Origin of the sequence: Enterobacter sp. GER_MD16_1505_Eko_090 (assembly GCF_003331015.1) — a bacterium.
GTDB classification, from domain to species: domain Bacteria; phylum Pseudomonadota; class Gammaproteobacteria; order Enterobacterales; family Enterobacteriaceae; genus Enterobacter; species Enterobacter roggenkampii.
Genome location: NZ_PUQF01000011.1, coordinates 56,693 through 82,077 on the forward strand (window position 1 = coordinate 56,693; position 25,385 = coordinate 82,077).

At 58.1% G+C, this 25,385-nt stretch carries 26 protein-coding genes; 18 read left to right on the plus strand and 8 right to left on the minus strand.

Annotation, left to right across the window (positions count from 1 at the left end):
- The first annotated feature begins 3 nt into the window (after window positions 1–3).
- The 9 genes from tar (at window position 4) to flhE (ending at window position 10,071) form a co-directional block, all read left to right on the plus strand.
- Complete coding sequence (gene tar / locus C6A40_RS13815; protein WP_045335048.1) at window positions 4–1,671, plus strand: methyl-accepting chemotaxis protein II; 1,668 nt, start codon at window positions 4–6, stop codon at window positions 1,669–1,671.
- Between the two features lie 44 nt (window positions 1,672–1,715).
- Window positions 1,716–3,317 carry a methyl-accepting chemotaxis protein IV gene (gene tap / locus C6A40_RS13820; RefSeq protein WP_032663276.1) on the plus strand — a complete coding sequence of 534 codons (1,602 nt, stop codon included), beginning with the start codon at window positions 1,716–1,718 and terminating at the stop codon, window positions 3,315–3,317.
- 19 nt (window positions 3,318–3,336) lie between these two features.
- Window positions 3,337–4,203, plus strand: coding sequence for a protein-glutamate O-methyltransferase CheR (gene cheR / locus C6A40_RS13825; protein ID WP_008500429.1), 867 nt, complete (start codon window positions 3,337–3,339; stop codon window positions 4,201–4,203).
- The gene (locus tag C6A40_RS13830; RefSeq protein ID WP_008500430.1) at window positions 4,200–5,249 is read left to right on the plus strand and encodes a protein-glutamate methylesterase/protein-glutamine glutaminase; all 1,050 of its coding nucleotides are present in this window, start codon (window positions 4,200–4,202) and stop codon (window positions 5,247–5,249) included. Before cheR ends, C6A40_RS13830 begins: the two co-directional genes overlap by 4 nt.
- 17 nt (window positions 5,250–5,266) lie before the next feature.
- Window positions 5,267–5,656 carry a chemotaxis response regulator CheY gene (cheY, locus tag C6A40_RS13835; RefSeq protein ID WP_008500431.1) on the plus strand — a complete coding sequence of 130 codons (390 nt, stop codon included), beginning with the start codon at window positions 5,267–5,269 and terminating at the stop codon, window positions 5,654–5,656.
- Window positions 5,657–5,666: 10 nt separating this feature from the next.
- A complete protein-coding gene (gene cheZ / locus C6A40_RS13840) occupies window positions 5,667–6,311 on the plus strand; it encodes a protein phosphatase CheZ (protein ID WP_008500432.1) in 645 nt (214 codons plus the stop codon).
- A 148-nt stretch (window positions 6,312–6,459) separates the two neighbouring features.
- Window positions 6,460–7,608, plus strand: coding sequence for a flagellar biosynthesis protein FlhB (gene flhB / locus C6A40_RS13845; RefSeq protein ID WP_021240449.1), 1,149 nt, complete (start codon window positions 6,460–6,462; stop codon window positions 7,606–7,608).
- The gene (gene flhA, locus C6A40_RS13850) at window positions 7,601–9,679 is read left to right on the plus strand and encodes a flagellar biosynthesis protein FlhA (RefSeq protein ID WP_008500434.1); all 2,079 of its coding nucleotides are present in this window, start codon (window positions 7,601–7,603) and stop codon (window positions 9,677–9,679) included. Before flhB ends, flhA begins: the two co-directional genes overlap by 8 nt.
- Complete coding sequence (gene flhE / locus C6A40_RS13855) at window positions 9,679–10,071, plus strand: flagellar protein FlhE (RefSeq protein ID WP_008500435.1); 393 nt, start codon at window positions 9,679–9,681, stop codon at window positions 10,069–10,071. The genes flhA and flhE overlap by 1 nt, the downstream gene beginning before the upstream one ends.
- Before the next feature lie 58 nt (window positions 10,072–10,129).
- On the opposite strand, the gene argS is transcribed toward flhE, so the two are convergent.
- Entirely contained in the window at window positions 10,130–11,863 is a 1,734-nt protein-coding gene (gene argS / locus C6A40_RS13860) for an arginine--tRNA ligase (RefSeq protein ID WP_008500436.1), read from the minus strand.
- A gap of 239 nt (window positions 11,864–12,102) precedes the next feature.
- Here argS and C6A40_RS13870 point away from each other — a divergent pair, with 239 nt between their 5' ends.
- Both C6A40_RS13870 and cutC read left to right on the plus strand, forming a co-directional pair.
- On the plus strand, window positions 12,103–12,672 hold the full coding sequence (locus C6A40_RS13870; protein WP_045335046.1) for a VOC family protein: 570 nt from the start codon (window positions 12,103–12,105) through the stop codon (window positions 12,670–12,672).
- A gap of 69 nt (window positions 12,673–12,741) precedes the next feature.
- Window positions 12,742–13,485 carry a copper homeostasis protein CutC gene (gene cutC, locus C6A40_RS13875; protein ID WP_023344430.1) on the plus strand — a complete coding sequence of 248 codons (744 nt, stop codon included), beginning with the start codon at window positions 12,742–12,744 and terminating at the stop codon, window positions 13,483–13,485.
- A gap of 175 nt (window positions 13,486–13,660) precedes the next feature.
- Here the strand turns inward: cutC and cmoB are convergent, their stop codons facing one another.
- Genes cmoB through C6A40_RS13900 form a run of 5 tightly spaced genes read right to left on the minus strand, consistent with a single transcriptional unit; the run spans window position 13,661 to window position 17,241 of the window.
- A complete protein-coding gene (cmoB, locus tag C6A40_RS13880) occupies window positions 13,661–14,632 on the minus strand; it encodes a tRNA 5-methoxyuridine(34)/uridine 5-oxyacetic acid(34) synthase CmoB (protein WP_032652494.1) in 972 nt (323 codons plus the stop codon).
- Window positions 14,629–15,372: a carboxy-S-adenosyl-L-methionine synthase CmoA gene (gene cmoA, locus C6A40_RS13885; protein ID WP_008500441.1), complete on the minus strand. Its 744-nt coding sequence runs from the start codon at window positions 15,370–15,372 to the stop codon at window positions 14,629–14,631. Before cmoA ends, cmoB begins: the two co-directional genes overlap by 4 nt.
- A 40-nt stretch (window positions 15,373–15,412) precedes the next feature.
- On the minus strand, window positions 15,413–15,808 hold the full coding sequence (locus C6A40_RS13890; protein WP_021240443.1) for an MAPEG family protein: 396 nt from the start codon (window positions 15,806–15,808) through the stop codon (window positions 15,413–15,415).
- 51 nt (window positions 15,809–15,859) lie between these two features.
- Entirely contained in the window at window positions 15,860–16,678 is an 819-nt protein-coding gene (locus C6A40_RS13895) for a DUF72 domain-containing protein (RefSeq protein ID WP_045335044.1), read from the minus strand.
- A complete protein-coding gene (locus C6A40_RS13900) occupies window positions 16,675–17,241 on the minus strand; it encodes a hydrolase (protein WP_045335041.1) in 567 nt (188 codons plus the stop codon). Before C6A40_RS13900 ends, C6A40_RS13895 begins: the two co-directional genes overlap by 4 nt.
- Window positions 17,242–17,504: 263 nt before the next feature.
- Here C6A40_RS13900 and aspS point away from each other — a divergent pair, with 263 nt between their 5' ends.
- From aspS to ruvB, 6 genes are all read left to right on the plus strand, one after another.
- Window positions 17,505–19,277 (plus strand): aspartate--tRNA ligase, encoded by a 1,773-nt coding sequence (gene aspS / locus C6A40_RS13910; RefSeq protein ID WP_045335038.1) that lies wholly within the window; start codon window positions 17,505–17,507, stop codon window positions 19,275–19,277.
- Window position 19,278: 1 nt separating this feature from the next.
- Window positions 19,279–19,722: a dihydroneopterin triphosphate diphosphatase gene (nudB, locus tag C6A40_RS13915; protein ID WP_008500446.1), complete on the plus strand. Its 444-nt coding sequence runs from the start codon at window positions 19,279–19,281 to the stop codon at window positions 19,720–19,722.
- A gap of 27 nt (window positions 19,723–19,749) precedes the next feature.
- Window positions 19,750–20,490, plus strand: coding sequence for a YebC/PmpR family DNA-binding transcriptional regulator (locus C6A40_RS13920; protein ID WP_008500447.1), 741 nt, complete (start codon window positions 19,750–19,752; stop codon window positions 20,488–20,490).
- A gap of 34 nt (window positions 20,491–20,524) precedes the next feature.
- Window positions 20,525–21,046, plus strand: a complete 522-nt coding sequence (gene ruvC / locus C6A40_RS13925; protein WP_014832404.1) for a crossover junction endodeoxyribonuclease RuvC — start codon at window positions 20,525–20,527, stop codon at window positions 21,044–21,046.
- 80 nt (window positions 21,047–21,126) lie between these two features.
- A complete protein-coding gene (ruvA, locus tag C6A40_RS13930) occupies window positions 21,127–21,741 on the plus strand; it encodes a Holliday junction branch migration protein RuvA (RefSeq protein ID WP_008500448.1) in 615 nt (204 codons plus the stop codon).
- Between the two features lie 8 nt (window positions 21,742–21,749).
- The gene (gene ruvB / locus C6A40_RS13935) at window positions 21,750–22,760 is read left to right on the plus strand and encodes a Holliday junction branch migration DNA helicase RuvB (protein ID WP_008500449.1); all 1,011 of its coding nucleotides are present in this window, start codon (window positions 21,750–21,752) and stop codon (window positions 22,758–22,760) included.
- Window positions 22,761–22,812: 52 nt separating this feature from the next.
- Here ruvB and znuB read toward each other — a convergent pair whose 3' ends face one another.
- A complete protein-coding gene (gene znuB, locus C6A40_RS13940; RefSeq protein WP_045335036.1) occupies window positions 22,813–23,598 on the minus strand; it encodes a zinc ABC transporter permease subunit ZnuB in 786 nt (261 codons plus the stop codon).
- Window positions 23,595–24,350, minus strand: coding sequence for a zinc ABC transporter ATP-binding protein ZnuC (gene znuC, locus C6A40_RS13945; protein WP_008500451.1), 756 nt, complete (start codon window positions 24,348–24,350; stop codon window positions 23,595–23,597). The genes znuB and znuC overlap by 4 nt, the downstream gene beginning before the upstream one ends.
- A 77-nt stretch (window positions 24,351–24,427) precedes the next feature.
- Between znuC and znuA the strand changes: the two genes are divergently transcribed.
- Window positions 24,428–25,372: a zinc ABC transporter substrate-binding protein ZnuA gene (znuA, locus tag C6A40_RS13950; protein WP_025910050.1), complete on the plus strand. Its 945-nt coding sequence runs from the start codon at window positions 24,428–24,430 to the stop codon at window positions 25,370–25,372.
- Window positions 25,373–25,385: the final 13 nt, after the last annotated feature.

Sequence of the window (25,385 nt, forward strand, 5' to 3'; positions counted from 1 at the left end):
TGTATGTTGAACCGTATCCGCGTTGTCACAATGCTTATGATGGTGCTGGTCATTTTCGCACTACTTCAGCTTATCTCCGGCGGGCTTTTTTTCTCGTCATTAAAACAGAACCAGGACAGCTTTGCGGCCTCGAACGATCTCCGCCTGCAGCAGAGTGAACTCACCTCAACGTGGGATCTGATGCTGCAAACGCGTATCAACCTGAGCCGCTCGTCCGCGCGCATGATGATGGATCCCAACAATCAGCAGAGCAGCGCGAAAACCGATCTGCTGAAAAATGCCCGGGCGACACTTGCGGATGCCGCAAAGCATTACGAGGCCTTTAAGAAAATCACCCCGCAGCCTGCGATGGAGCAGGTGAGCCAGAATATCGACGAAAAATACAACGCCTACCATGCCGGTCTGGCAGAGCTGATTCAGTTCCTGGAGAGCGGCAACATGGACGCCTATTTCGCGCAGCCGACGCAGGGGATGCAAAACGCCCTCGGCGCGGCGCTGGGGGAATATGCAAAGGTCAGTGGCGATCTGTATCACTCCGCGTTTGCTGAAAGCCAGAATGACTACCGCTTTGCGAAATGGCAGATGGCGGTGCTGGCGCTGGCGCTGGTCATTGTGCTGATCGCGGTCTGGTACGGCATTCGCCATATCCTGCTGAACCCTCTCGGTCGCGTCATCGCCCATATTCGTGACATTGCCGGCGGTGACCTGACCAAAACGCTGACCGTGTCCGGGCGCAATGAGATCACCGAGCTGGCAACCAGCGTTGACCATATGCAGCGTTCGCTTATCGATACCGTCGCCAACGTGCGTAGCGGCACGGATGCCATCTATACCGGCACCAGCGAAATTGCGATGGGCAATAACGACCTCTCATCGCGCACTGAACAGCAGGCGTCCGCCCTGGAAGAGACGGCGGCCAGCATGGAGCAGCTCACCGCGACCGTGAAGCAGAACGCCGATAACGCCCGCCAGGCGTCTCAGCTGGCGGAAAGCGCCTCCGAGACGGCGCAGCGCGGCGGCCGCGTGGTGGATGGCGTAGTGAAAACCATGCACGACATCGCCGAGAGCTCGAAGAAAATCGCCGACATCATCAGCGTTATCGACGGCATTGCCTTCCAGACCAACATTCTGGCGCTGAACGCCGCCGTGGAAGCGGCGCGCGCGGGCGAACAGGGACGCGGATTTGCCGTGGTGGCCGGGGAAGTGCGCAACCTGGCCAGCCGCAGCGCCAACGCGGCAAAAGAGATCAAATCGCTGATTGAAGATTCCGTCTCCCGCGTCGATACCGGCTCCGTGCTGGTGGAAAGCGCCGGGGAGACCATGAATGACATCGTGAATGCCGTCACCCGCGTGACGGACATCATGGGTGAAATCGCCTCTGCGTCTGATGAGCAGAGTCGTGGTATCGACCAGGTTGCCCTGGCGGTATCGGAAATGGATCGCGTGACACAGCAAAACGCCGCCCTGGTGCAGGAGTCCGCTGCGGCGGCCGCTGCGCTGGAAGACCAGGCGAGCCGTCTGAAGATGGCCGTCTCGGCGTTTCGTCTCGCTTCACTCGCTGGAAACACGGTCACCCCGCAGGCGACGTACCGCGCGCCAGCCGCTGAAACGGCTGCAAACCGTACGCGTACCGCGGCGACCGGACAAGATGAAAACTGGGAAACATTTTGACTGACAATTAAACCGCGGCTGCTTGCCGCTTGATGGGAGCGTGGATGTTAAATCGTATTCGTATCTCGACCACACTGTTTTTGATTCTGATCCTTTGCGGTGTGTTGCAGGTTGGCAGTAACGGGTTGTCTTTTTGGGCGTTTCGCGATGGCTATCAGAATTTGCAGGACGTTGAGGCGAGTAATCAGCAGCGCTCCGCACTGGCACAAACCCGTGCCGTGCTGTTGCAGGCAAGCACTGCGCTGAACAAGGCGGGAACCTTAACCGCGCTAAGTTATCCGCCGGATGACATTAAGGCGCTGATGGCCACCGCACGCGACAGCCTGAAACAGGCTGACGCACAGTTTAAGACCTTTGCGGCACAGGCCACCGGCAGCGAGAAAGAGAAAGCGCTGAAGGCCGCCATGAAGACCCATTTTGAACAGTGGTACAGCGATCTCGACCATCAGGCGACGTGGCTTGAGAACAACCAGCTGTCGGACTTTATGACCGCGCCGGTTCAGGCCTCGCAGGCGGCGTTTGACGGCAGCTTTGACGCATGGCAGCAGGATATCAATCAGTCTGTTCTGCGCGCCGGTGAAGCAAGCCGCACCAGCTATCACATGTCGGGGGTCATCTTCGGCGTGATGGTGATTCTGGCGGGCTTGCTGACCGGCGCCGCGCTGCTCTGGTCACGCAAAATGATTGTGCAGCCGCTGGCGATTATCAGCAGCCACTTCGACAGCATTGCGAAAGGCGACCTGGCGCGTCCGGTGGCGGTGTTCGGCAAAAACGAAATTTCGGCAATCTTTGCCAGCCTGAAGGCGATGCAGGGATCGCTGAGGGAAACGGTATCCGACGTGCGTCAGGGCAGTTATGCCATGCACACCGGGATCTCAGAGATTGCGGCAGGTAACAACGATCTCTCATCCCGCACCGAGCAGCAGGCGGCCTCGCTGGCGCAGACGGCAGCCAGCATGGAGCAGCTGACGGCGACGGTTAGCCAGAACGCCGATAACGCGCGTCAGGCATCTGACCTGTCAAAACAGGCGGCGATGACGGCGAAGAAGGGCGGCGACCAGGCGTCCCACGTCGCCAGCACCATGCAGGAGATCGCCACCAGTTCACAGAAAATTGGTGACATCATTAGCGTGATTGACGGTATCGCGTTCCAGACCAACATACTGGCGCTGAATGCTGCCGTTGAAGCGGCGCGTGCCGGGGAGCAGGGGCGCGGGTTTGCGGTGGTAGCGGGTGAAGTGCGTAACCTGGCGAGCCGCAGCGCCAACGCGGCGAAAGAAATTAAGGTGCTGATTGAAGAATCGGTGTCACGGGTTCAGCAAGGCTCTGCCCTGGTGGATACGGCGGCACAAACCATGCACGAAATCGTCACCTCGGTGACGCGGGTGAACGACATCATGGGCGAGATTGCCTCGGCGTCGGATGAACAGCGTCGCGGGATTGAGCAGGTTGCTCAGGCGGTCACCCAGATGGATCAGGTGACGCAACAGAACGCCTCGTTAGTTGAGGAAGCGGCAGCGGCAACCGATCAGCTGGCCAGCCAGGCGGATCGTCTGACCGGGCTGGTCGCGGTATTTAATGTGAAAGAGCACGTTGAAGCAGTAACAGAAGTCGGGCGGTCGCAGGCCGTGCCAGTTGTATCCTGAATGTAATTAAGAAGGCGCTATGACATCACCAATGCCCCCTGGGCAAACGTCATTATTGTTGCAGATGACACAGCGCCTCGCGCTGTCCGACGCGCATTTTCGTCGGATATGTCAGTTAATCTACCAGCGTGCGGGGATCGTGCTTGCGGATCATAAGCGGGACATGGTCTACAACCGTCTGGTGCGGCGCTTGCGTACGCTGGGGCTGGATGATTTTGGCCGCTATCTGAGCATGCTCGAGGCGAACCAGAACAGCGCAGAGTGGCAGGCTTTTATTAACTCGTTAACCACCAACCTGACGGCATTTTTCCGGGAGGCCCACCACTTCCCGGTCCTGGCCGAGCATGCGCGCCGGCGCACCGGGGAGTATCGCGTCTGGAGTGCGGCCGCCTCGACGGGTGAAGAGCCGTACTCGCTGGCGATCACCCTTGCCGATACGCTGGGGATGGCGCCGGGACGCTGGAAGGTCTACGCCAGCGATATCGATACCGAAGTGCTGGAGAAGGCGCGTAACGGTGTTTATCGCCAGGATGAACTGAAAACGCTGTCGCCGCAGCAGCTGCAGCGTTATTTCATGCGCGGCACGGGCCCGCATGAAGGCCTGGTACGCGTACGCCAGGAGCTGGCGAACTGCGTCGAATTCGCGCCCGTTAACCTGCTGGATAAGCAGTACAACGTGCCGGGGCCGTTCGACGCCATTTTTTGCCGTAACGTCATGATCTATTTTGATAAAACGACGCAACAGGACATTTTGCGTCGGTTTGTTCCGTTGCTCAAGCCTGACGGTTTACTGTTTGCCGGGCACTCGGAAAACTTCAGCAACCTCGTGCGTGAGTTTAGCCTGCGTGGGCAAACGGTATATGCGCTGAGTAAGGAAAAAGCATGAGTAAAATCAGGGTATTGTCCGTCGATGATTCAGCGCTGATGCGTCAGATCATGACTGAAATTATCAATAGCCACAGCGACATGGAGATGGTGGCAACCGCCCCCGATCCGCTGGTAGCGCGGGATTTAATTAAAAAATATAACCCCGACGTGCTAACGCTGGATGTCGAGATGCCGCGCATGGATGGCATAGATTTCCTCGAAAAATTAATGCGGCTGCGGCCCATGCCGGTGGTGATGGTCTCCTCCCTGACCGGGAAAGGATCGGAAATCACCCTGCGCGCGCTGGAGCTGGGAGCGGTGGACTTTGTCACCAAGCCGCAGCTCGGCATTCGCGAGGGGATGCTGGCGTACAGCGAGATGATCGCCGAGAAGATCCGCACCGCGTCGCGGGCGAAGCTTGCCGCCCACACGCCGATGGCCGCGCCTGCGACCCTTAAGGCCGGTCCCTTACTCAGCTCGGAAAAACTGCTGGTCATTGGGGCGTCAACCGGAGGAACAGAGGCAATTCGTCATGTACTCCAGCCATTGCCGCTCTCAAGTCCGGGTATTCTGATCACGCAGCATATGCCGCCAGGCTTTACCCGTTCGTTCGCCGAACGCCTGAACAAGCTGTGCCAGATCAGCGTGAAAGAGGCGGAAGACGGCGAGCGCGTGCTCCCGGGACATGCCTATATCGCGCCGGGCGACAAGCATATGGAACTGGCGCGCAGCGGCGCTAACTATCAAATCAAAATTCATGACGGACCGCCGGTCAACCGGCACCGTCCGTCGGTGGATGTGCTGTTTCATTCGGTGGCGAAACATGCGGGGCGCAACGCCGTGGGGGTGATCCTGACGGGGATGGGCAACGACGGGGCCGCCGGAATGCTTGCAATGCACCAGGCTGGCGCCTGGACGATTGCGCAGAATGAAGCAAGTTGTGTGGTGTTCGGCATGCCGCGCGAGGCCATCAATATGGGTGGCGTGAGCGAAGTGGTCGATCTTAGCCAGGTAAGCCAGCAGATGCTGGCGAAAATCAGTGCCGGACAGGCAATACGTATTTGACTCAGGAGTATTATTTTATGGCGGATAAAGAGCTTAAGTTTTTGGTTGTGGATGACTTTTCCACCATGCGTCGCATTGTGCGCAACCTGCTGAAAGAGCTGGGCTTCAATAACGTTGAAGAAGCAGAAGACGGCGTGGATGCGCTGAACAAGCTGCAGGCGGGCGGGTTTGGTTTTGTGATCTCCGACTGGAACATGCCAAACATGGACGGTCTGGAACTGCTGAAAACCATTCGTGCTGATGCGGGAATGGCGTCCATGCCGGTGCTGATGGTCACGGCAGAAGCGAAAAAAGAGAACATCATTGCCGCTGCACAGGCGGGCGCAAGCGGCTACGTGGTGAAGCCATTCACGGCGGCGACCCTGGAAGAGAAGCTCGGTAAGATCTTCGAGAAACTCGGCATGTGAGGTGTTGGTTATGATGCAACCTGCTATGAAACCCGTTGAAGAACACTCGCCGAGCGACATTATCGTCCGCATCGGCAGCCTGACGCGCATGTTGCGTGACAGCCTGCGTGAGCTGGGTCTGGATCAGGCAATTGCCGAAGCGGCGGAAGCGATTCCTGATGCACGCGATCGTCTGGACTACGTCGTGCAGATGACCGCTCAGGCCGCGGAACGTGCGCTGAACAGCGTGGAAGCGTCGCAGCCGCACCAGGATGCGATGGAAAAGGGTGCGAAAGCGCTGACCAAACGCTGGGACGAGTGGTTTGAGAACCCTATCGAGCTGGCTGATGCCCGCGAGCTGGTGACCGATACCCGTCAGTTCCTGGGGGATGTGCCGGGTCACACCAGCTTCACCAATGCCCAACTGCTGGACATCATGATGGCGCAGGATTTCCAGGACCTGACCGGTCAGGTGATCAAGCGCATGATGGATGTGATCCAGGAGATTGAGCGCCAGCTGCTGATGGTGCTGCTGGAGAACATCCCGGAACCGGCAGCCCGTCCAAAACGCGAGAACGAAAGCCTGCTCAATGGTCCACAGCTCGACGCCAGCAAGGCGGGCGTGGTGGCAAGCCAGGATCAGGTGGACGACCTGCTGGACAGCCTCGGCTTCTGATGGTCCATTCCGCCTCAGGGGAGGGATGCCCCCTGAGGCGGTTTGCGACAAAATCACCGAAAAGAGCCCGAATAAACGGGCTTTTCCCGCCATTGGATTTCCGCTGCGCTGGCATGATACCCGTGACGTAATGGGCTGAGCGTGCACAGTGGCAGAAGAGAACGACGACAAAACGGAAGCCCCCACACCCCACCGACTAGAAAAGGCGCGTGAGGAAGGGCAAATCCCCCGATCCCGAGAATTGACCTCCCTGCTGATCCTTATCGTAGGCGTGTGCATTATCTGGTGGGGCGGGGAGTCGCTCGCCCGCAAGCTGGCGGGCATGCTGTCAACCGGCTTACGTTTTGACCACAGTATGGTCAACGATCCGAATCTGATCCTCAGCCAGATTATTCAGCTGATTAAAGGGGCCATGGTTGCGCTGCTGCCCCTGATCACCGGGGTTGTGCTGGTCGCGCTGGTCTCGCCGGTGATGCTCGGCGGTCTGGTTTTTAGTGCCAAATCGCTGCAGCCGAAATTTTCCAAACTCAACCCGCTGCCGGGTATTGCGAAAATGTTCTCTGCCCAGACCGGGGCCGAGCTGCTCAAAGCCATTCTCAAATCGGTGCTGATGGGCAGCTCCGCGGGGTTTTACCTCTGGTACCACTGGCCGGAAATGATGCGTCTTATCAGCGAATCGCCGCTCACCGCGATGAGCAACGCGCTGAATCTGGTCGGGCTCTGCGCGCTGCTGGTGGTGCTCAGCATTATCCCGATGGTGGGTTTTGACGTGATCTTCCAGCTCTATACCCACTTCAAGAAGCTGCGGATGTCGCGTCAGGATATCCGTGACGAATATAAGCAGATGGAAGGTGACCCGCACGTGAAGGGGCGCATCCGCCAGATGCAACGTGCCGCCGCCCGTCGCCGCATGATGGACGATGTGCCAAAGGCCGACGTCATCGTTACCAACCCGACACACTATTCCGTTGCGCTGCGCTATGACGAAAACAAAATGAGCGCGCCGAAAGTGGTGGCGAAAGGGGCGGGGCTGATCGCGCTGCGTATCCGTGAAATTGGCACCGAACACCGCGTGCCGATCCTCGAAGCCCCTCCGCTGGCGCGTGCCCTGTACCGCCATGCGGATATTGGACAACAGATCCCGGGACAACTTTACGCCGCCGTGGCGGAAGTGCTGGCCTGGGTATGGCAGTTGAAGCGCTGGCGTCTGGCCGGCGGTCAACGGCCTGTGAAACCTGAGAACCTTCCGGTGCCTGCCGCGCTGGATTTTATGAACGAGAAGGACACTGATGGCTAATCTGGTGGCAATGTTGCGCCTGCCCGGCAACCTGAAATCGACCCAATGGCAGATCCTGGCCGGGCCGATTCTGATCCTGCTAATTCTGTCGATGATGGTACTGCCGCTCCCGGCGTTCATCCTCGACCTGCTTTTTACTTTCAATATCGCGCTGTCCATTATGGTGCTGCTGGTGGCGATGTTCACCCAGCGTACCCTGGAGTTCGCCGCGTTCCCGACCATTCTGCTGTTTACCACCCTGCTGCGACTGGCGCTGAACGTGGCGTCCACGCGTATCATCCTGATGGAAGGCCACACCGGGGCGGCAGCGGCAGGTAAGGTGGTGGAAGCGTTCGGCCACTTCCTGGTGGGCGGTAATTTCGCTATCGGTATCGTGGTGTTCGTCATCCTCGTAATCATCAACTTTATGGTCATCACCAAGGGTGCAGGGCGTATTGCGGAAGTGGGCGCGCGCTTTGTGCTGGACGGGATGCCGGGCAAGCAGATGGCGATCGACGCCGACCTGAACGCCGGGCTAATCGCCGAAGATGAAGCCAAAAAGCGCCGTGCGGAAGTGACGCAGGAGGCGGACTTCTACGGCTCCATGGACGGTGCGAGTAAGTTTGTGCGTGGTGACGCCATCGCGGGCATTCTGATCATGGTGATTAACGTGGTCGGCGGCCTGCTGGTGGGCGTATTGCAGCACGGGATGGACATGGGCCACGCGGCGGAAAGCTATACGCTGCTGACCATCGGTGACGGTCTGGTCGCGCAGATCCCGGCGCTAGTGATCTCCACTGCGGCGGGTGTCATCGTGACCCGCGTGAGCACCGATCAGGACGTTGGCGAGCAGATGGTGGGACAGCTGTTCAGTAACCCGCGCGTGATGCTGCTGGCCGCGGCGGTGCTCGGGTTGCTCGGCCTGGTGCCGGGTATGCCAAACCTCGTCTTCCTGCTGTTTACGGCGGCGCTGCTGGGCCTTGCCTGGTGGATGCGTGGCCGTGAAACCAAACCGGCAGCGGAACCTGTTCCGGTCAAAATGCCGGAGAATAATCAGGCCGTCGAAGCGACCTGGAACGACGTTCAGCTGGAGGATTCTCTGGGAATGGAAGTCGGGTATCGCCTGATCCCGATGGTCGATTTCCAGCAGGACGGCGAGCTGCTCGGCCGTATCCGCAGTATCCGTAAAAAATTCGCCCAGGACATGGGCTTCCTGCCGCCGGTGGTACACATCCGCGACAATATGGACCTGCCGCCCGCGCGCTATCGCATCCTGATGAAAGGCGTTGAAATTGGCAGCGGTGATGCCTATCCGGGCCGCTGGCTGGCGATTAACCCCGGCACCGCCGCAGGCACGCTGCCGGGCGAGCAAACCATCGATCCGGCCTTTGGTCTGGCCGCGATCTGGATTGAAAGCGCGCTGAAAGAGCAGGCGCAGATCCAGGGTTACACGGTTGTTGAAGCCAGTACCGTGGTGGCAACCCACCTTAACCACCTGATTGGGCAATTCTCGGCGGAGCTGTTTGGCCGTCAGGAAGCGCAGCAGCTTCTGGACCGCGTCACGCAGGAGATGCCGAAGCTGACGGAAGATCTGGTTCCGGGCGTGCTGACCTTAACCACGCTGCACAAGGTGCTGCAAAACCTGCTCGACGAGAAGGTGCCGATTCGCGATATGCGCACCATTCTGGAAACCCTTGCCGAACACGCGCCGATACAAAGCGATCCTCACGAGCTGACGGCGGTGGTGCGCGTGGCGCTGGGCCGGGCGATCACCCAGCAGTGGTTCCCGGGAACCGGAGAGGTGCAGGTTATTGGCCTCGATACGCCGCTTGAGCGTCTGCTGCTGCAGGCTCTGCAGGGCGGAGGCGGCCTGGAGCCGGGCCTGGCGGATCGCCTGCTGGCGCAAACCCAGGAGGCGCTGGCGCGTCAGGAGATGCTCGGCGCGCCGCCGGTGCTGCTGGTGAACCACGCGCTGCGTCCGCTGCTGTCCCGCTTCCTGCGCCGCAGCCTGAGCCAGCTGGTCGTGCTGTCGAATCTGGAGCTGTCGGATAACCGTCATATCCGCATGACCGCGACGATTGGAGGAAAATAATGCGTAAATGGCTTTGGCTGCTGTTCTTCCCGCTGGCGGCGCAGGCTGCCGGGGGAGGCACCTGGCAGGCGAGCAGCATAGGGGTGACCCTCAGCAACCGCGGTGTTGCCATGTCATCTAACCCGCTGGCGCCTGCTGAAGAGGTTTCCGGTCTGATGGGTCTGGTGGTCTGGAACTACCGGCTGATTGGCCCAACGCCAGCGGGCCTGCGGGTGCGCCTCTGCTCTCAGACGCGCTGCACGGAAATCGACGGCGAAAATGGAACAACGCAGGCGTTCAACGGCGTGCCGGCTATTGAACCTTTGCGTTTCATCTGGGAAGTGCCGGGAGGGGGACGTTTAATCCCGGCGCTGAAGGTGCAGAGTAATTCTGTCATCGTGAACTACCGCTGACGGTTGAATTGTCAGGACTGCAAAAAAACAAAACCCGGCGATTGCCGGGTTTTTTGTATTACATACGTTCTACGGTTTCGATACCCAGAGTATCCAGACCCAGCTTCAGGGTCTTCGCCGTCAGCTGCGCCAGCTTCAGGCGGCTGTTGCGGACCGATTCATTCTCCGCAGAGAGAATAGGGCAGTGCTCGTAGAAGCCGGAGAACAGACCCGCCAGATCGTACAGGTAAGCACACATCACGTGCGGCGTGCCGTCACGCGCGACCACGGTCAGCGTCTCTTCGAACTGCAGCAGACGCGCCGCCAGCTGCGCTTCACGATCTTCCGTGATGGTCACGGTGGCATTCGCCAGCACGCTTTCGTCGATATTGGCTTTGCGGAAGACCGACAGCACGCGGGTGTAAGCGTACTGCATGTACGGCGCCGTGTTGCCTTCAAACGCCAGCATGTTATCCCAGTCGAAGATGTAGTCGGTGGTACGGTTCTTGGAGAGATCCGCGTATTTCACCGCGCCGATACCCACGGCGTTCGCCAGTTTTTCCAGCTCGTCGGCCGGCATGTCCGGATTCTTCTCGGCCACCAGACGGCGGGCGCGTTCCAGCGCTTCGTCCAGCAGGTCGGAGAGCTTCACGGTCCCGCCCGCACGGGTTTTGAACGGCTTGCCGTCTTTACCCAGCATCATGCCGAACATGTGGTGTTCCAGCGGAACGCTGTCCGGTACGTACCCGGCTTTACGCACGATGGTCCACGCCTGCATCAGGTGCTGGTGCTGACGGGAGTCGATGTAGTACAGCACGCGGTCGGCGTGCAGCGTTTCGTAACGGTATTTCGCGCAGGCAATGTCGGTCGTGGTGTAGAGATAGCCGCCATCCTTTTTCTGGATGATCACGCCCATCGGTTCGCCTTCCTTGTTTTTGTACTCATCAAGGAACACCACCGTTGCGCCTTCGCTCTCCACCGCCAGGTTTTTCGCTTTCAGGTCCGCCACGATGCCGGGCAGCATTGGGTTGTACAGGCTTTCACCCATCACGTCATCACGGGTCAGGGTGACGTTCAGACGGTTATAGGTAAGCTGGTTCTGCGACATGGTGATGTCAACCAGCTTGCGCCACATCTCGAGGAAGTATTGATCGCCGCCCTGCAGTTTTACCACGTAGCTGCGCGCGCGCTCGGCAAAGGCTTCGTCTTCGTCATAGTGCTTTTTGGCTTCGCGATAGAACCCTTCCAGGTCCGCCAGCGCCATTTCGCCTGCGTTTTCCTGCTGCTGTTTTTCCAGGTAAGCAATCAGCATCCCGAACTGGGTACCCCAGTCGCCCACGTGATTCGCGCGGATCACCTTGTGACCGAGGAACTCGAGCGTACGCACCGCGGCATCACCGATGATGGTGGAGCGCAGGTGGCCAACGTGCATCTCTTTCGCCACGTTCGGGGCAGAGTAGTCGATCACGACGGTCTGCGCTTCCGGCTGGGAAACACCCAGACGATCGGATTTCAGCGCCGCGTCAACGTGGCTTGCCAGGAAGGCAGGCTCAAGGAAGATGTTGATAAAGCCCGGGCCGGCGATTTCGGTTTTGCTGGCAATGCCGGCGAGATCCAGATGCGTCAGTACCTGCTCAGCGAGCTGTCGCGGCGGCATACCCAGTTTTTTAGCCACTGCCATCACGCCATTAGCCTGATAGTCGCCAAACTGTACTTTTGCTGACTGACGAACCTGCGGTTCGCAATCCGCAGGCGCACCTGCGGCAATCAGTGCCTGACTGACTTTTTCGGAGAGAAGAGCCTGAATATTCACCTGGATACCTTACTTTTTTGATGCGGGCTCACAACCACCCGCGCCAGTTAGAGAATTTAGGGCGGGAGTATACTGCAAATGCCTTCTGCCGTCAGCATCGCGGGGCCTGAAGATTGCTCAGAATCCAGGCTAAGAAGGTGTGCATAAACATGCAGTCGTAAAAAGCCGGATTCTGCGGTTGGTCAAAACAGAGCAACAGAGTAAATTAGCGGCTTTGCGACCCGAAAAGAGAGTGACTTATGGCGAACTGGCAATCCATTGACGAACTGCATGATATTTCCGCAGATTTACCGCGCTTCACCCAGGCGTTCACAGAACTTGCCACCCGTCTCGGCCTGGATATTACGCCGCTCGAGGCCGATCACATCTCTTTGCGCTGCCATCAGAATGCCACCGCAGAACGCTGGCGTCGCGGGTTCGAACAGTGCGGCGAGTTACTGTCCGAGAATATCATCAACGGTCGCCCCATCTGCCTGTTCAGGCTGCGCGAGCCGGTGAGCGTGGCCCACTGGCAATTCACCGTGGTTGAACTGCCGTGGCCGGGCGAGAAGCGCTATCCGCACGAAGGGTGGGAGCACATTGAAATTGTCCTGCCGGGTGAGCCGGAGACATTAAACGCGCGCGCGCTGGCCCTGTTAGCTGACGAAGGCTTAAGCCAGCCGGGGATTTTTGTGAAGACCAGTTCGCCCAAAGGCGAACGCGAGCGGTTACCCAACCCGACGCTGGCCGTCACGGACGGGCAGGTCACGGTGAAGTTTCATCCCTGGACCATTGAGCAGATCGTTGCCAGTGAGTCGCAAGAGATGTGAGTTCCCGCCGGGACTGAAAACAGACGGCATGTCATGATGGTGCGTTTGGTGGAATTTAAGGAGGATTACATGGCGCTGCTGGAGATTTGCTGTTACAGCGTGGAGTGTGCCGTCACCGCGCAAAATTACGGGGCTGACCGTATTGAACTGTGTGCGGCACCCAAAGAGGGCGGGCTGACGCCTTCTTACGGGGTGCTGAAGGCTGCCCGTCAGGCCGTCACGATTCCCGTTCACCCGATTATTCGTCCGCGCGGCGGTGATTTTTGTTACACGGCGGGCGAGTTCGGTGCCATGCTTGATGATATCGCCCTCGTGCGCGACCTGGGGTTCCCCGGGCTGGTCACCGGCCTGCTGGATGAAGACGGCAATATCGACCTCCCGCGCATGCGTCAGGTCATGAGCGCCGCGCAGGGGCTCGCCGTCACTTTTCATCGCGCATTTGATATGTGTAAAGATCCGCTTCAGGCCTTTGAAACGCTTGGAGAACTTGGCGTGGCGCGCATTCTGACATCGGGTCAACAGCCGTCCGCTGAAAAAGGACTGCAATTAATTACGGAACTAAAAGCACATTCCGGTGTTCCAATAATAATGGCGGGTGCGGGAGTCCGTGCCAGCAATCTGGAACGGTTTTTAAACGCCGGGGTAGAAGAGCTGCACAGCTCGGCAGGCAAATGGATGCCGTCACCCATGCGTTATCGCAATACAGGATTGTCAATGTCGACGGATGCTGAAGCGGATGAGTATTCACGCTACGGTGTCGAGGGAGAGTCGGTTGCGGAAATGAAGTCGCTGATTGAGCGCCATCACGTGTAGCAACGTACCGATTTTTACCGCGCATCATGTCGCCCAATATGATGCTTGCTTGTACCAGGCCCCTGCAATTTCAACAGGGGCCTTTTTTTCGCCTGCGCCCGGTAGCGCTTCGCTTACCGGACCTGGAAAATCGGGAGTAGGCCGGGTAAGGCGCAGCCGCCACCCGGCTAACAGGCTACGGCTTCGTCGCAATCAACACCGCTCGCATCGGGGCCGGATAGCCTTCAATGGTTTTGCTGTGATCGGCCGGGTCGAGGAACTGCTCCAGCGATTCGGTGATCATCCACTCGGTCCGGCGCTGCTCTTCGATAGAGGTCACGCTGACATCGGCAATTCGCACATCCACAAATCCGCACTTCTCGAGCCAGTTCTTCAGCGCCAGCGCGGAAGGGATGAAGTAAACGTTGCGCATCTGCGCGTAGCGATCGCCCGGTACCAGAACGGCATGTTCATCGCCTTCGATCACCAGCGTTTCCAGCACCAGCTCGCCGCCGCTGACCAGCTGATCTTTCAGTTGCCACAGGTGCTCCAGTGGGGAACGGCGGTGATACAACACGCCCATGGAGAACACGGTATCAAAGGCTTTCAGTGCGGGCAGCTGCTCAATACCCAGCGGCAGCAGGTGCGCGCGCTGGTCGTTACCCAGCAGCTTACGTACCGCTTCAAACTGACACAGGAACAGCTGCATCGGGTCGATACCAACCACCAGATGCGCGCCTGCGCCAATCATGCGCCACATGTGATAGCCGCTACCGCAGCCCACGTCCAGAATGGTGCGCCCGGTCAGGTCGGAAAGGTGCGGCAGAACGCGATCCCATTTCCAGTCTGAGCGCCATTCGGTATTGATGTTCACGCCGTACAGCGAGAACGGCCCTTTACGCCACGGCATCAGGTTGCGCATCAGCGTTTCGATACGGTTGATCTGCCCTGGCGGAAGCGGTTCTTCACTCTCTGCGGTGACGCTGTGCAGGAGATCCAGACGATGCGGGGTCAGTTCCGGCAGAAACTCCACCGCATTTGACCACTGCTTTAACAGGCCGTGCTGCTGATCCCGCTGCCAGGCGGCAATCTGCGCAGGCAGCGTCTCCAGCCAGTGGGAGAGGTGATTTTTGGCAATCAGCTGATAGAAGTTGCTGAACGCGATCATGCGGGTTTCCCCGCTTTCAGCGCCACCAGAGACCCAAAGTTGAAGCACTGGAACCACAGTTCGCTATGCTCAAATCCGGCCTGACGCAGGCGCGTCTTGTGGGTTTCTACGGAGTCCGTCAGCATCACGTTTTCGAGCATGCTGCGCTTCTGGCTGATCTCCAGCTCGCTGTAGCCGTTCGCCCGTTTGAAATCGTGGTGCATATTGAACAGCAGCTCGCCAACCTCGGCATCTTCAAAGCTGAATTTCTCCGAGAGCACCAGCGCGCCGCCAGGATTCAGCCCCTGATAGATTTTGTCCAGCAGCAGCTGGCGGTCTTCCGGCACCAGGAACTGCAGGGTGAAATTCAGCACCACCATCGAGGCGTTTTGGATCTCAATCTCACGGATATCGCCTTCCACCACGTCAACCGGAACAGGGGCTTTGTAGGCGTCAATATGGCGGCGGCAGCGTTCCACCATGGCCGGAGAGTTATCCACGGCAATGATTCGGCAGCCTTCGTGATGAACGTTACGACGTACCGACAGCGTTGCCGCGCCGAGCGAGCAGCCCAGGTCATAGACCTGCGTGCCGGGTTGAACGAAGCGCTCAGCCAGCATGCCGATCATAGAGATAATATTGGAATAACCGGGAACAGAGCGCTGGATCATATCCGGGAAGACTTCGGCTACCCGTTCATCGAAGGTCCAGTCGCCCAGGCTGGCGATAGGCGCGGAAAAAAGCGTGTCGCGATCTGACATAACGTAAAAATCCGGGAAAAATAAAGTGGCGTATTGTGCGCTAATGGAGGGAGAAAACCAACTCCCACGGCATATACCACAGGTTAGCCAGCACCATCAGCAAAAGCGAACACCAGGTCGCACTCATGCCGGAACGACGCCAGCGGATTAAGCGGTGGTGAAAACCGTAATAGTGCATCAGGCGGCCAGCGATAAGCAGCAGGCCACAGATGTGCACCATCCAGGTTTCTGCGCCATTCATCTCCATAAACAGCAGCAGGATTAAGGCCGCGGGGATGTATTCGACCGCATTGCCGTGAATGCGGATAGCGCTTTGCAGCTCGGAAAATCCGCCGTCACCGTAGGAGACGCGGTAGAGCGTTCTGAGGCGCACAACATCAAATGAAAATTTAATCAGCAGTAATGCACCTAACACCGCATACAGCGCGCTGACCATACAAACTCCCTGTTTTTGGCAGATGGCACTTCCCTATGATAGGGGGTGATATCAGAAAAGAGAAGATTGTTGTGGGATGGAAGGGGCGCTGCCCACGGACGGCACCGCAATCTGCAAGGCCTGCCACAGAGCATCGACCAGTTCAGGGGCCTGGGCAATATCCGGCGTGTGCAAAAAGAGATACGGCGTGGTGGTGTGTTCCCACGAGGCCAGTTTTTCCAGCCAGACGGCGAACATTGCCTGGTTTTGCGGCATGTTATCGCTGCCGATAAACCTGACCATTGGGTTCTTCGCGGTCACGATGGCGTGGACCGGCACTTTCGGTTTTTTACGCTGAGCTTCAGCGATGGCCTCGTTATGCGGTATCGCGCTGTGCACCGGACGGCTATCGAGGATCACACGGTTAACGGAACGCTCAAGCAGGCCGCGGTTGAGCGCTTTTTCCGCTTCGCCTTTCGCAAAGAAGTCCTGGTGTCGAACCTCCACGCCGTAGGTAAATTCCCGGGGCAGGGCATCCAGGAACTGCCAGAGCGCAGGCAGGTCGCGCGGAGCAAACGTGGCCGGAAGCTGCAGCCAGTACTGGCCGATGCGGTTTGCCAGAGGCGCCATCCGGCCAAAGAATTCGTCGGTCAACTCACCGCAGTTTCGCAGCGCGGCCTGGTGAGAAATGGTCGCCGGAAACTTGAAGCAGAAGCGGAAGTCGTCGGTTGTTTGCTCCCGCCAGCGCGCAACAATCTCCGCTTTGGGGAGTGCATACAGGGTGGTGTTACCCTCGACGCAGTTGAAGTGTCGGGCATACTCCTCAAGGCTGGTGATGCCCAGACGAACCCATTTCGGGTGCGACCACTGGGGCAGGCCCACATACATCATAACGCGCTGAGGATCTCGTCCGTGCTGCGCACGCGACCGATGCGCGGGAAGATGTGCGTCATGCTGCCCTGGTGCTGTTCCGCCGAGGCCGCGCTACACGCATCTTCGGCAATCACCAGATTAAAGCCCAGTTCCCACGCGTTGCGGGCAGTCGACTCCACGCCGATGTTGGTGGAAATACCGCACAGGATGATCGTGTCAATGCCGCGACGGCGGAGCTGCAGCTCGAGATCGGTCCCGTAGAAGGCGCCCCACTGACGTTTGGTCACTTCGATGTCGCCGTCGCGTTTGCCGAGCGATACCGGGTACGTCCACCAGTTTTCCGGCAGGGCGCGGGCGGGAGCCTGCGCATCAACGGGCTGTTTTAACGCTTCGGCGTAATCCGCAGACCAGCCGACGCGCACCATGACAACCGGGGCACCGCTGGCACGGCATTTTTCCGCCAGGCGGGCGGCGCGGCTGACCACATCGTCCGCGGTATGCGGGCCACCGGCGAAGGGCAAAATGCCTTCCTGTAAATCAATCACAACAAGCGCGGTTTTGCTGGCATCAAGGGTTAACATCGTTACTCCCGTTAAATGAATCACTTCCACACACCATACGACGCGATGGCCTGTTATTGGTCGCATAATTTTGTTAATTTTTGTGAGAATTCGCAATAAGAGTGCAGCAAACGACCGCCTGGCCGTGGTTCGCTCTTATCGTCCGGCGGAATTTCCAGTATAATAGCCGCCTTTTTTCATCCAGTTGTGACATACAGAAAGCTGCGACATAGTAGCCTGCATACCAGGCGACATTTAGCCTGCGGCTAATTAAGGGATATCTCATGCGTACAGAATATTGCGGGCAGCTGCGTCAGTCCCACGTCGGACAGCAGGTCACCCTGTGTGGTTGGGTCAATCGTCGTCGTGATCTTGGTAGCCTTATCTTCATCGATATGCGCGACCGCGAAGGTATCGTTCAGGTGTTCTTCGATCCGGATCGCGCAGATGCGTTGAAGCTGGCCTCTGAGCTGCGTAATGAGTTCTGCATTCAGGTCACCGGCACCGTGCGTGCGCGTGACGAGAAAAACGTTAACGCCGACATGGCGACGGGTGCCATTGAAGTGCTGGCGTCCGATCTGACGATCATCAACCGTGCTGAAGCGCTGCCGCTGGACTCCAACCACGTCAACACTGAAGAAGCGCGTCTGAAATACCGCTATCTGGATCTGCGTCGTCCGGAGATGGCTCAGCGCCTGAAAACCCGTGCGAAAATCACCAGCCTGGTGCGTCGCTTTATGGATGACCAGGGTTTCCTCGATATCGAAACCCCGATGTTGACCAAAGCCACGCCGGAAGGCGCGCGCGATTACCTGGTGCCATCCCGCGTCCATAAAGGCAAATTCTACGCGCTGCCACAGTCTCCACAGCTGTTCAAACAGCTGCTGATGATGTCCGGCTTCGATCGCTACTATCAGATCGTGAAATGCTTCCGCGACGAAGACCTGCGTGCTGACCGCCAGCCTGAATTTACCCAGATCGATGTGGAAACCTCCTTCATGACCGCCGAGCAGGTGCGTGAAGTGATGGAAGCCCTGGTACGTAGCCTGTGGAATGACGTGAAAGGCGTTGAGCTGGGCGATTTCCCAATCATGACCTTCGCGGAAGCCGAGCGTCGCTATGGCTCTGACAAACCAGACCTGCGTAACCCGATGGAGCTGGTGGACGTAGCTGATCTGGTTAAAAACGTGGAGTTCGCGGTCTTCGCGGGTCCGGCTAACGACGCCAAAGGCCGCGTGGCCGCGCTGCGTGTACCGGGCGGAGCGGCTCTGAGCCGTAAGCAGATCGACGACTACGGCAACTTCATCAAGATCTACGGCGCGAAAGGTCTGGCCTATATTAAAGTGACCGAGCGTGCGAAAGGTCTGGAAGGTATCACCAGCCCGGTTGCGAAATTCCTGAACGCGGACATCGTGGAAGCGATCCTGGAGCGCACCGGCGCGCAGGACGGCGACATGATCTTCTTCGGAGCAGATAACAAGAAAGTCGTTGCGGATGCGATGGGCGCGCTGCGTCTGAAGCTCGGCAAAGACCTGAACCTGACCGACGAGAGCAAATGGGCGCCGCTGTGGGTTATCGACTTCCCAATGTTTGAAGACGACGGTGAAGGCGGCCTGACCGCGATGCACCACCCGTTCACCTCGCCAAAAGACATGACGGCTGCCGAGCTGAAAGCGGCACCGGAAGAGGCCGTCGCCAACGCCTACGATATGGTCATCAACGGCTACGAAGTGGGCGGTGGTTCCGTGCGTATTCACAGCGGTGAAATGCAGCAGACCGTGTTCGGCATCCTGGGCATCAACGAGCAGGAGCAGCGCGAGAAATTCGGCTTCCTGCTGGACGCGCTGAAATACGGTACGCCTCCGCACGCGGGTCTGGCCTTCGGTCTTGACCGTCTGACCATGCTGCTGACCGGCACCGATAACATCCGTGATGTTATCGCTTTCCCGAAAACCACTGCTGCAGCGTGTCTGATGACCGAAGCGCCAAGCTTTGCCAACCCGGCCGCACTGGCTGAGCTGGGCATTGAGGTGGTGAAGAAGGAAGAGAAAAACTGATATGACATATAAGCTCCCCGTTTCGGTCCTGGTGGTCATTTATGCAGAAGACACGAAGCGGGTGCTGATGTTGCAGCGGCGCGATGACCCTGAATTCTGGCAGTCGGTTACCGGCAGTCTGGAAGAGGGGGAAACCGCGCCGCAGGCCGCCGCGCGTGAAGTAAAGGAAGAGGTCGCCATTGACGTTGCCCGCGAGCAACTGACCCTGAAGGACTGTCAGCGCACGGTGGAGTTCGAAATTTTTAGCCATTTACGTCATCGCTACGCGCCGGGTACCGAGCGCAATACGGAATCGTGGTTCTGTCTCGCGCTCCCCCATGAACGGGAGATCGTGTTCACGGAACACCTGACCTACCGCTGGGTGAATGCGGCGGATGCCGCCGCACTGACCAAGTCGTGGAGCAACCGGCAGGCGATTGAAGAATTTGTAATTAACGCTGCCTGAAAAGGCGCGCTCTTTGAGGATATTTTTATGGCAGGTCATAGTAAGTGGGCCAACACCAAACACCGCAAAGCGGCACAGGATGCCAAGCGCGGTAAGATCTTTACCAAAATCATTCGCGAGCTGGTAACCGCAGCGCGTCTGGGCGGCGGCGATCCGGCCTCTAACCCACGTCTGCGCGCGGCGGTGGATAAAGCGCTGTCTAACAACATGACGCGTGACACCCTGAACCGTGCTATCGCACGTGGCGTGGGCGGTGATGAAGACGCGAACATGGAAACCATCATTTATGAAGGTTACGGTCCTGGCGGTACGGCGGTGATGGTTGAGTGCCTGTCCGACAACCGTAACCGTACCGTTGCGGAAGTGCGCCACGCGTTCACCAAAACCGGTGGCAACCTGGGCACTGACGGTTCTGTTGCTTACCTGTTCAGCAAAAAAGGCGTCATCTCCTTCGAGAAAGGCGACGAAGATGCGATCATGGAAGCGGCGCTGGAAGCCGGTGCGGAAGACGTAGTGACCTTCGACGACGGCGCTATCGACGTTTATACCGCCTGGGAAGAGATGGGTGCCGTGCGCGATGCGCTGGAAGCGGCGGGCCTGAAAGCGGACAACGCTGAAGTCTCCATGATCCCGTCCACCAAAGCGGACATGGATGCAGAAACGGCACCAAAACTGCTGCGTCTGATCGACATGCTCGAAGACTGCGACGACGTGCAGGAAGTGTATCACAACGGTGAAATCTCTGATGAGGTTGCAGCGACTCTCTGATGAGAGCGTGTAAACCCGTTACAGGAGACGCGTGATGTCGATTATTCTCGGGATTGACCCAGGCTCACGCGTCACCGGTTATGGCGTTATCCGTCAGGTGGGACGCCAGTTAACCTACCTGGGCAGTGGCTGTATTCGCACCAAAGTGGACGATCTGCCGTCACGCCTGAAGCTTATCTATGCAGGCGTAACGGAGATCATCACCCAGTTTCAGCCAGATTATTTCGCCATCGAGCAGGTCTTTATGGCGAAAAACGCCGATTCGGCGTTAAAGCTCGGTCAGGCGCGGGGGGTGGCCATTGTGGCGGCGGTGAACCAGGATTTGCCGGTATTCGAATACGCGGCAAGACAGGTCAAGCAGACGGTGGTGGGGATTGGTAGCGCGGAGAAAAGCCAGGTGCAGCACATGGTGCGGACCTTGCTCAAGCTCCCTGCGAACCCGCAGGCCGATGCCGCGGATGCGCTGGCTATCGCGATTACCCACTGCCACGTCAGCCAGAACGCGATGCAAATGAGCGAGTCGCGGCTCAATCTGGCGCGAGGCAGGTTACGATAATGACAAATCAGGCTGGATGTTTATCCAGCCTTTTTTTATTATGTCGGCAGTTAATTTCTTCCAGAACGCAGGAGCGTCACGTGATAGGCAGACTCAGAGGCATCATCATTGAAAAACAACCCCCGTTAGTGCTGCTGGAAGTGGGTGGCGTGGGCTATGAAGTCCATATGCCGATGACCTGCTTCTACGAGCTGCCGGACGCGGGCAAAGAGGCGATCGTCTTTACTCAGTTTGTGGTGCGTGAAGATGCTCAACTGCTGTACGGCTTCAACAACAAACAGGAACGCACGCTGTTCCGCGAGCTGATTAAAACCAACGGCGTCGGGCCAAAGCTTGCGCTGGCGATCTTATCCGGCATGTCAGCGCCACAGTTTGTGAATGCCGTTGAGCGTGAAGATCCTGCGGCGCTGATTAAGCTTCCTGGCATTGGTAAGAAAACGGCAGAGCGCCTGATTGTCGAGATGAAAGACCGCTTCAAAGGCCTGCATGGCGATCTCTTCACGCCGGCGGCCGATCTGGTACTGACCTCGCCAGGTGCGCCTGCGGCGGATGATGACGCGGAGCAGGAAGCGGTTGCCGCGCTGGTGGCACTGGGCTATAAACCTCAGGAGGCCAGCCGCATGGTAAGTAAAATTGCCAAACCGGACGCCAGCAGTGAAACCCTGATTCGTGAAGCGCTGCGCGCTGCATTGTGAGGTAAAGGATGATTGAAGCAGACCGCCTGGTTTCGGCAGGCACTGTTCAGGCAGAGGATGTGGTGGATCGCGCGATTCGCCCAAAACTGCTTGATGAGTACATTGGCCAGCCGCAGGTTCGTTCCCAGATGGAGATTTTTATCCAGGCGGCAAAGCTGCGCGGCGATGCGCTCGATCACCTGCTGATTTTTGGCCCGCCGGGTTTAGGCAAAACCACGCTGGCGAATATCGTCGCTAATGAAATGGGCGTTAACCTGCGCACCACCTCCGGCCCGGTGCTGGAGAAGGCGGGCGATTTGGCGGCCATGCTGACCAACCTCGAACCGCATGACGTGCTGTTTATCGATGAGATCCACCGCCTGTCACCGGTGGTGGAAGAGGTGCTCTATCCGGCGATGGAAGATTATCAGCTGGATATCATGATCGGTGAAGGTCCGGCTGCACGCTCCATCAAAATCGATCTGCCGCCGTTTACCCTGATAGGCGCCACGACGCGAGCCGGGTCGTTGACCTCTCCACTGCGCGACCGCTTCGGTATCGTGCAGCGTCTGGAGTTTTACCAGGTGGCCGACCTCCAGCACATCGTTGGCCGCAGCGCCCGCTATATGGGGCTGGAGATGAGCGAAGAGGGGGCGTTTGAAGTGGCGAAGCGTTCCCGCGGTACGCCGCGTATCGCCAACCGCCTGCTACGCCGCGTGCGTGACTTTGCTGAGGTGAAGCACAACGGTTCGATCTCCGCTGAGATCGCCGCGCAGGCGCTGGATATGCTGAACGTTGATGCCGAAGGTTTTGACTACATGGACCGCAAGCTGCTGCTGGCGGTGCTGGACAAGTTCTTTGGGGGGCCGGTCGGGCTGGATAACCTGGCGGCAGCAATCGGGGAAGAGCGTGAAACCATTGAGGACGTGCTTGAACCGTATCTGATCCAGCAGGGCTTCCTGCAGCGCACCCCGCGTGGACGTATGGCCACGGTGCGGGCGTGGAATCATTTCGGCATTACGCCACCGGCAATGCCGTAAGCAGCGATAATTTATAGCCCCGGTAAGCGAAGCGCCACCGGGGACATACCCGCTACTGCGCGATCTTCTTCATCATACTGAAGATAAACAGCACCGCCGCACTCAGCACCACGGACGGCCCCGCAGGCGTGTCATAGAACGCCGAGAAGGTTAGCCCACCCGTTACCGCAATCATCCCGATAATTACGGCGACACCGGCCATCTGCTCCGGCGTACGGGCAAAACGACGCGCCGTAGCCGCAGGGATGATCAGCAGCGACGTAATAATCAGCGCGCCGACAAACTTCATCGCCACGCCAATGGTTAACGCCGTTACCAGCATCAGCAGCAGCTTAACGCGCTGCAGCTTCACGCCATCGACGAACGCCAGATCGGGGCTGACGGTCATCGCCAGCAGGTTACGCCACTGCCAGAGCAGAATCCCGAGCACCACCACAACGCCAATGGCGATAGCGATGAGATCGTCAGGCGTGACGGCCAGCAGGTCACCGAACAGGTAGGCCATCAGATCCACGCGGATATTGGACATCAGGCTGACCACCACCAGACCCAGCGACAGGGCGCTGTGCGCCATGATGCCAAGCAGCGTATCAATGGCGAGGTGAGGGCGTTTTTCCAGCCAGACCAGACCGGCCGCCAGCAGCAGCGTGACCACAATCACCGCATAGAACGGGTTGACGTTCAGCAGCAGGCCAAAAGCCACGCCCAGCAGGGACGCGTGCGCCAGGGTATCGCCGAAGTAAGACATTCTGCGCCACACCACAAACGAGCCGAGTGGACCCGCGGCGCAGGCAAGCATAATCCCGGCCAGCCAGCCGGGCAGTAACAGTTCAATCATGAGTGTCCATTTCCCCGACGCAGAACGATTCGTCCCTGCAAATCATGGCGGTGATTATGATGATGGCGATAGATGCCGAGCTGTTCAGCGCCGCGAGGGCCGAACATGGAGATAAATTCCGGGTGCATGGAGACCACTTCTGGCGTGCCGGAGCAGCAGATGTGGTGGTTAAGACACAGTACTTCGTCAGTCTTTGCCATCACCAGATGCAGGTCGTGGGATACCATCAGTACCGCGCAGTTCAGTTCCTGACGCAGCTGGTCAATAAGATCGTACAGCGCGACCTGGCCGTTGACGTCGACCCCCTGCGTCGGCTCATCCAGCACCAGCAGCTGCGGGCTGCTGAGCAACGCACGGGCAAGTAATACGCGCTGCGTTTCACCGCCGGACAGTTTTTGCAGCGGCGCATCGACAAGATGGCCTGCCTGCACGCGCTTCAGCGCCGGGAGAATATCGGCTTTACGCGTGCCGGGACGCAGGCGCAGGAAACGGCTCACCGTCAGCGGCAGCGTGGCGTCGAGGTGCAGTTTTTGCGGCACATAGCCGATGCGCAATTTTTCCTCACGCTTGATCACGCCTTCATCGGGTGCGACCAGACCCAGCACCACGCGAACCAGGGTGGATTTGCCTGCGCCATTGGGGCCGAGCAGCGTCAGAATTTTGCCGGGCTTCAGATCGAGCGACACGTCAGAGAGGACGCGGCGCTGGCCAAATGAGACCGAAATATTTTCAAGAGAAACCAATGTCGTCATGTCATTTTAAGCTTGAAGAAGTCAACGAATGTTATAATATCACATTCCACGCATTCACTACGATGATTAGTCGCATTATGTTACATAAAAATACGCTTCTTTTCGCAGCATTATCCGCTGCCCTTTGGGGCACAACCGCACAAGATGTTAACGCTGCGGTTGTCGCTTCGCTTAAACCACTCGGGTTTATCGCGTCAGCCATTGCTGACGGGGTAACAGAAACTCAGGTTCTGCTCCCGGATGGTGCATCCGAGCATGACTACTCCCTGCGCCCTTCAGACGTAAAACGCTTACAAAACGCGGACTTAGTTGTCTGGATTGGTCCGGAAATGGAAGCGTTTATGCAGAAGTCAGCAAAACAGGTGGCGGGCGAAAAACAGGTTGCGATTGCCGCCCTCCCAGGCGTGAAACCGTTACTCATGAAAGGGACGGATGACGACGGCGATGAACATGACCATCATGCTGCCGACGGTGAAAAAGGTGATGGAGATCACCATCACGGCGAGTACAACATGCATCTTTGGTTATCCCCAGAGATAGCGCGGCTTTCAGCGGTTGCAATCCATGACAAATTAGTGGAACTTATGCCGCAAAGTCGAGCCAAACTAGACGCCAACCTGAAAGATTTTGAGGCACAATTAGCCGCAACCGATAAGCAGGTAGGTAATGAGCTCGCACCGTTGAAAGGAAAAGGGTATTTCGTTTTTCATGACGCCTACGGCTATTACGAAAAACACTACGGTTTGACCCCGCTGGGGCACTTTACCGTCAACCCTGAAATTCAACCTGGTGCGCAGCGTTTACATGAAATCAGAACACAGCTGGTTGAGCAAAAAGCGACATGCGTTTTTGCTGAGCCACAGTTCAGGCCAGCGGTCGTAGAAGCCGTGGCCAGGGGGACATCCGTGCGCATGGGGACCCTTGACCCGCTAGGAACGAATATCCAGTTGAGCAAAGCGAGCTATTCGCAGTTCCTCAGCCAACTGGCGAACCAGTATGCGAGCTGCCTGAAAGGAGATTAACGAGGAAGTGAAT

Excerpts from the sequence above, each read along its gene's own strand:
- tar (WP_045335048.1), top strand. The coding sequence starts at position 4 with ATGTTGAACCGTATCCGCGTTGTCACAATGCTTATGATGGTGCTGGTC.
- tap (WP_032663276.1), top strand. The coding sequence starts at position 1,716 with ATGTTAAATCGTATTCGTATCTCGACCACACTGTTTTTGATTCTGATC.
- cheR (WP_008500429.1), top strand. The coding sequence starts at position 3,337 with ATGACATCACCAATGCCCCCTGGGCAAACGTCATTATTGTTGCAGATG.
- C6A40_RS13830 (WP_008500430.1), top strand. The coding sequence starts at position 4,200 with ATGAGTAAAATCAGGGTATTGTCCGTCGATGATTCAGCGCTGATGCGT.
- cheY (WP_008500431.1), top strand. The coding sequence starts at position 5,267 with ATGGCGGATAAAGAGCTTAAGTTTTTGGTTGTGGATGACTTTTCCACC.
- cheZ (WP_008500432.1), top strand. The coding sequence starts at position 5,667 with ATGATGCAACCTGCTATGAAACCCGTTGAAGAACACTCGCCGAGCGAC.
- flhA (WP_008500434.1), top strand. The coding sequence starts at position 7,601 with ATGGCTAATCTGGTGGCAATGTTGCGCCTGCCCGGCAACCTGAAATCG.
- flhE (WP_008500435.1), top strand. The coding sequence starts at position 9,679 with ATGCGTAAATGGCTTTGGCTGCTGTTCTTCCCGCTGGCGGCGCAGGCT.
- C6A40_RS13870 (WP_045335046.1), top strand. The coding sequence starts at position 12,103 with ATGGCGAACTGGCAATCCATTGACGAACTGCATGATATTTCCGCAGAT.
- cutC (WP_023344430.1), top strand. The coding sequence starts at position 12,742 with ATGGCGCTGCTGGAGATTTGCTGTTACAGCGTGGAGTGTGCCGTCACC.
- cmoB (WP_032652494.1), bottom strand. The coding sequence starts at position 14,632 with ATGATCGCGTTCAGCAACTTCTATCAGCTGATTGCCAAAAATCACCTC.
- cmoA (WP_008500441.1), bottom strand. The coding sequence starts at position 15,372 with ATGTCAGATCGCGACACGCTTTTTTCCGCGCCTATCGCCAGCCTGGGC.
- C6A40_RS13890 (WP_021240443.1), bottom strand. The coding sequence starts at position 15,808 with ATGGTCAGCGCGCTGTATGCGGTGTTAGGTGCATTACTGCTGATTAAA.
- C6A40_RS13895 (WP_045335044.1), bottom strand. The coding sequence starts at position 16,678 with ATGATGTATGTGGGCCTGCCCCAGTGGTCGCACCCGAAATGGGTTCGT.
- C6A40_RS13900 (WP_045335041.1), bottom strand. The coding sequence starts at position 17,241 with ATGTTAACCCTTGATGCCAGCAAAACCGCGCTTGTTGTGATTGATTTA.
- aspS (WP_045335038.1), top strand. The coding sequence starts at position 17,505 with ATGCGTACAGAATATTGCGGGCAGCTGCGTCAGTCCCACGTCGGACAG.
- nudB (WP_008500446.1), top strand. The coding sequence starts at position 19,279 with ATGACATATAAGCTCCCCGTTTCGGTCCTGGTGGTCATTTATGCAGAA.
- C6A40_RS13920 (WP_008500447.1), top strand. The coding sequence starts at position 19,750 with ATGGCAGGTCATAGTAAGTGGGCCAACACCAAACACCGCAAAGCGGCA.
- ruvC (WP_014832404.1), top strand. The coding sequence starts at position 20,525 with ATGTCGATTATTCTCGGGATTGACCCAGGCTCACGCGTCACCGGTTAT.
- ruvB (WP_008500449.1), top strand. The coding sequence starts at position 21,750 with ATGATTGAAGCAGACCGCCTGGTTTCGGCAGGCACTGTTCAGGCAGAG.
- znuB (WP_045335036.1), bottom strand. The coding sequence starts at position 23,598 with ATGATTGAACTGTTACTGCCCGGCTGGCTGGCCGGGATTATGCTTGCC.
- znuC (WP_008500451.1), bottom strand. The coding sequence starts at position 24,350 with ATGACGACATTGGTTTCTCTTGAAAATATTTCGGTCTCATTTGGCCAG.
- znuA (WP_025910050.1), top strand. The coding sequence starts at position 24,428 with ATGTTACATAAAAATACGCTTCTTTTCGCAGCATTATCCGCTGCCCTT.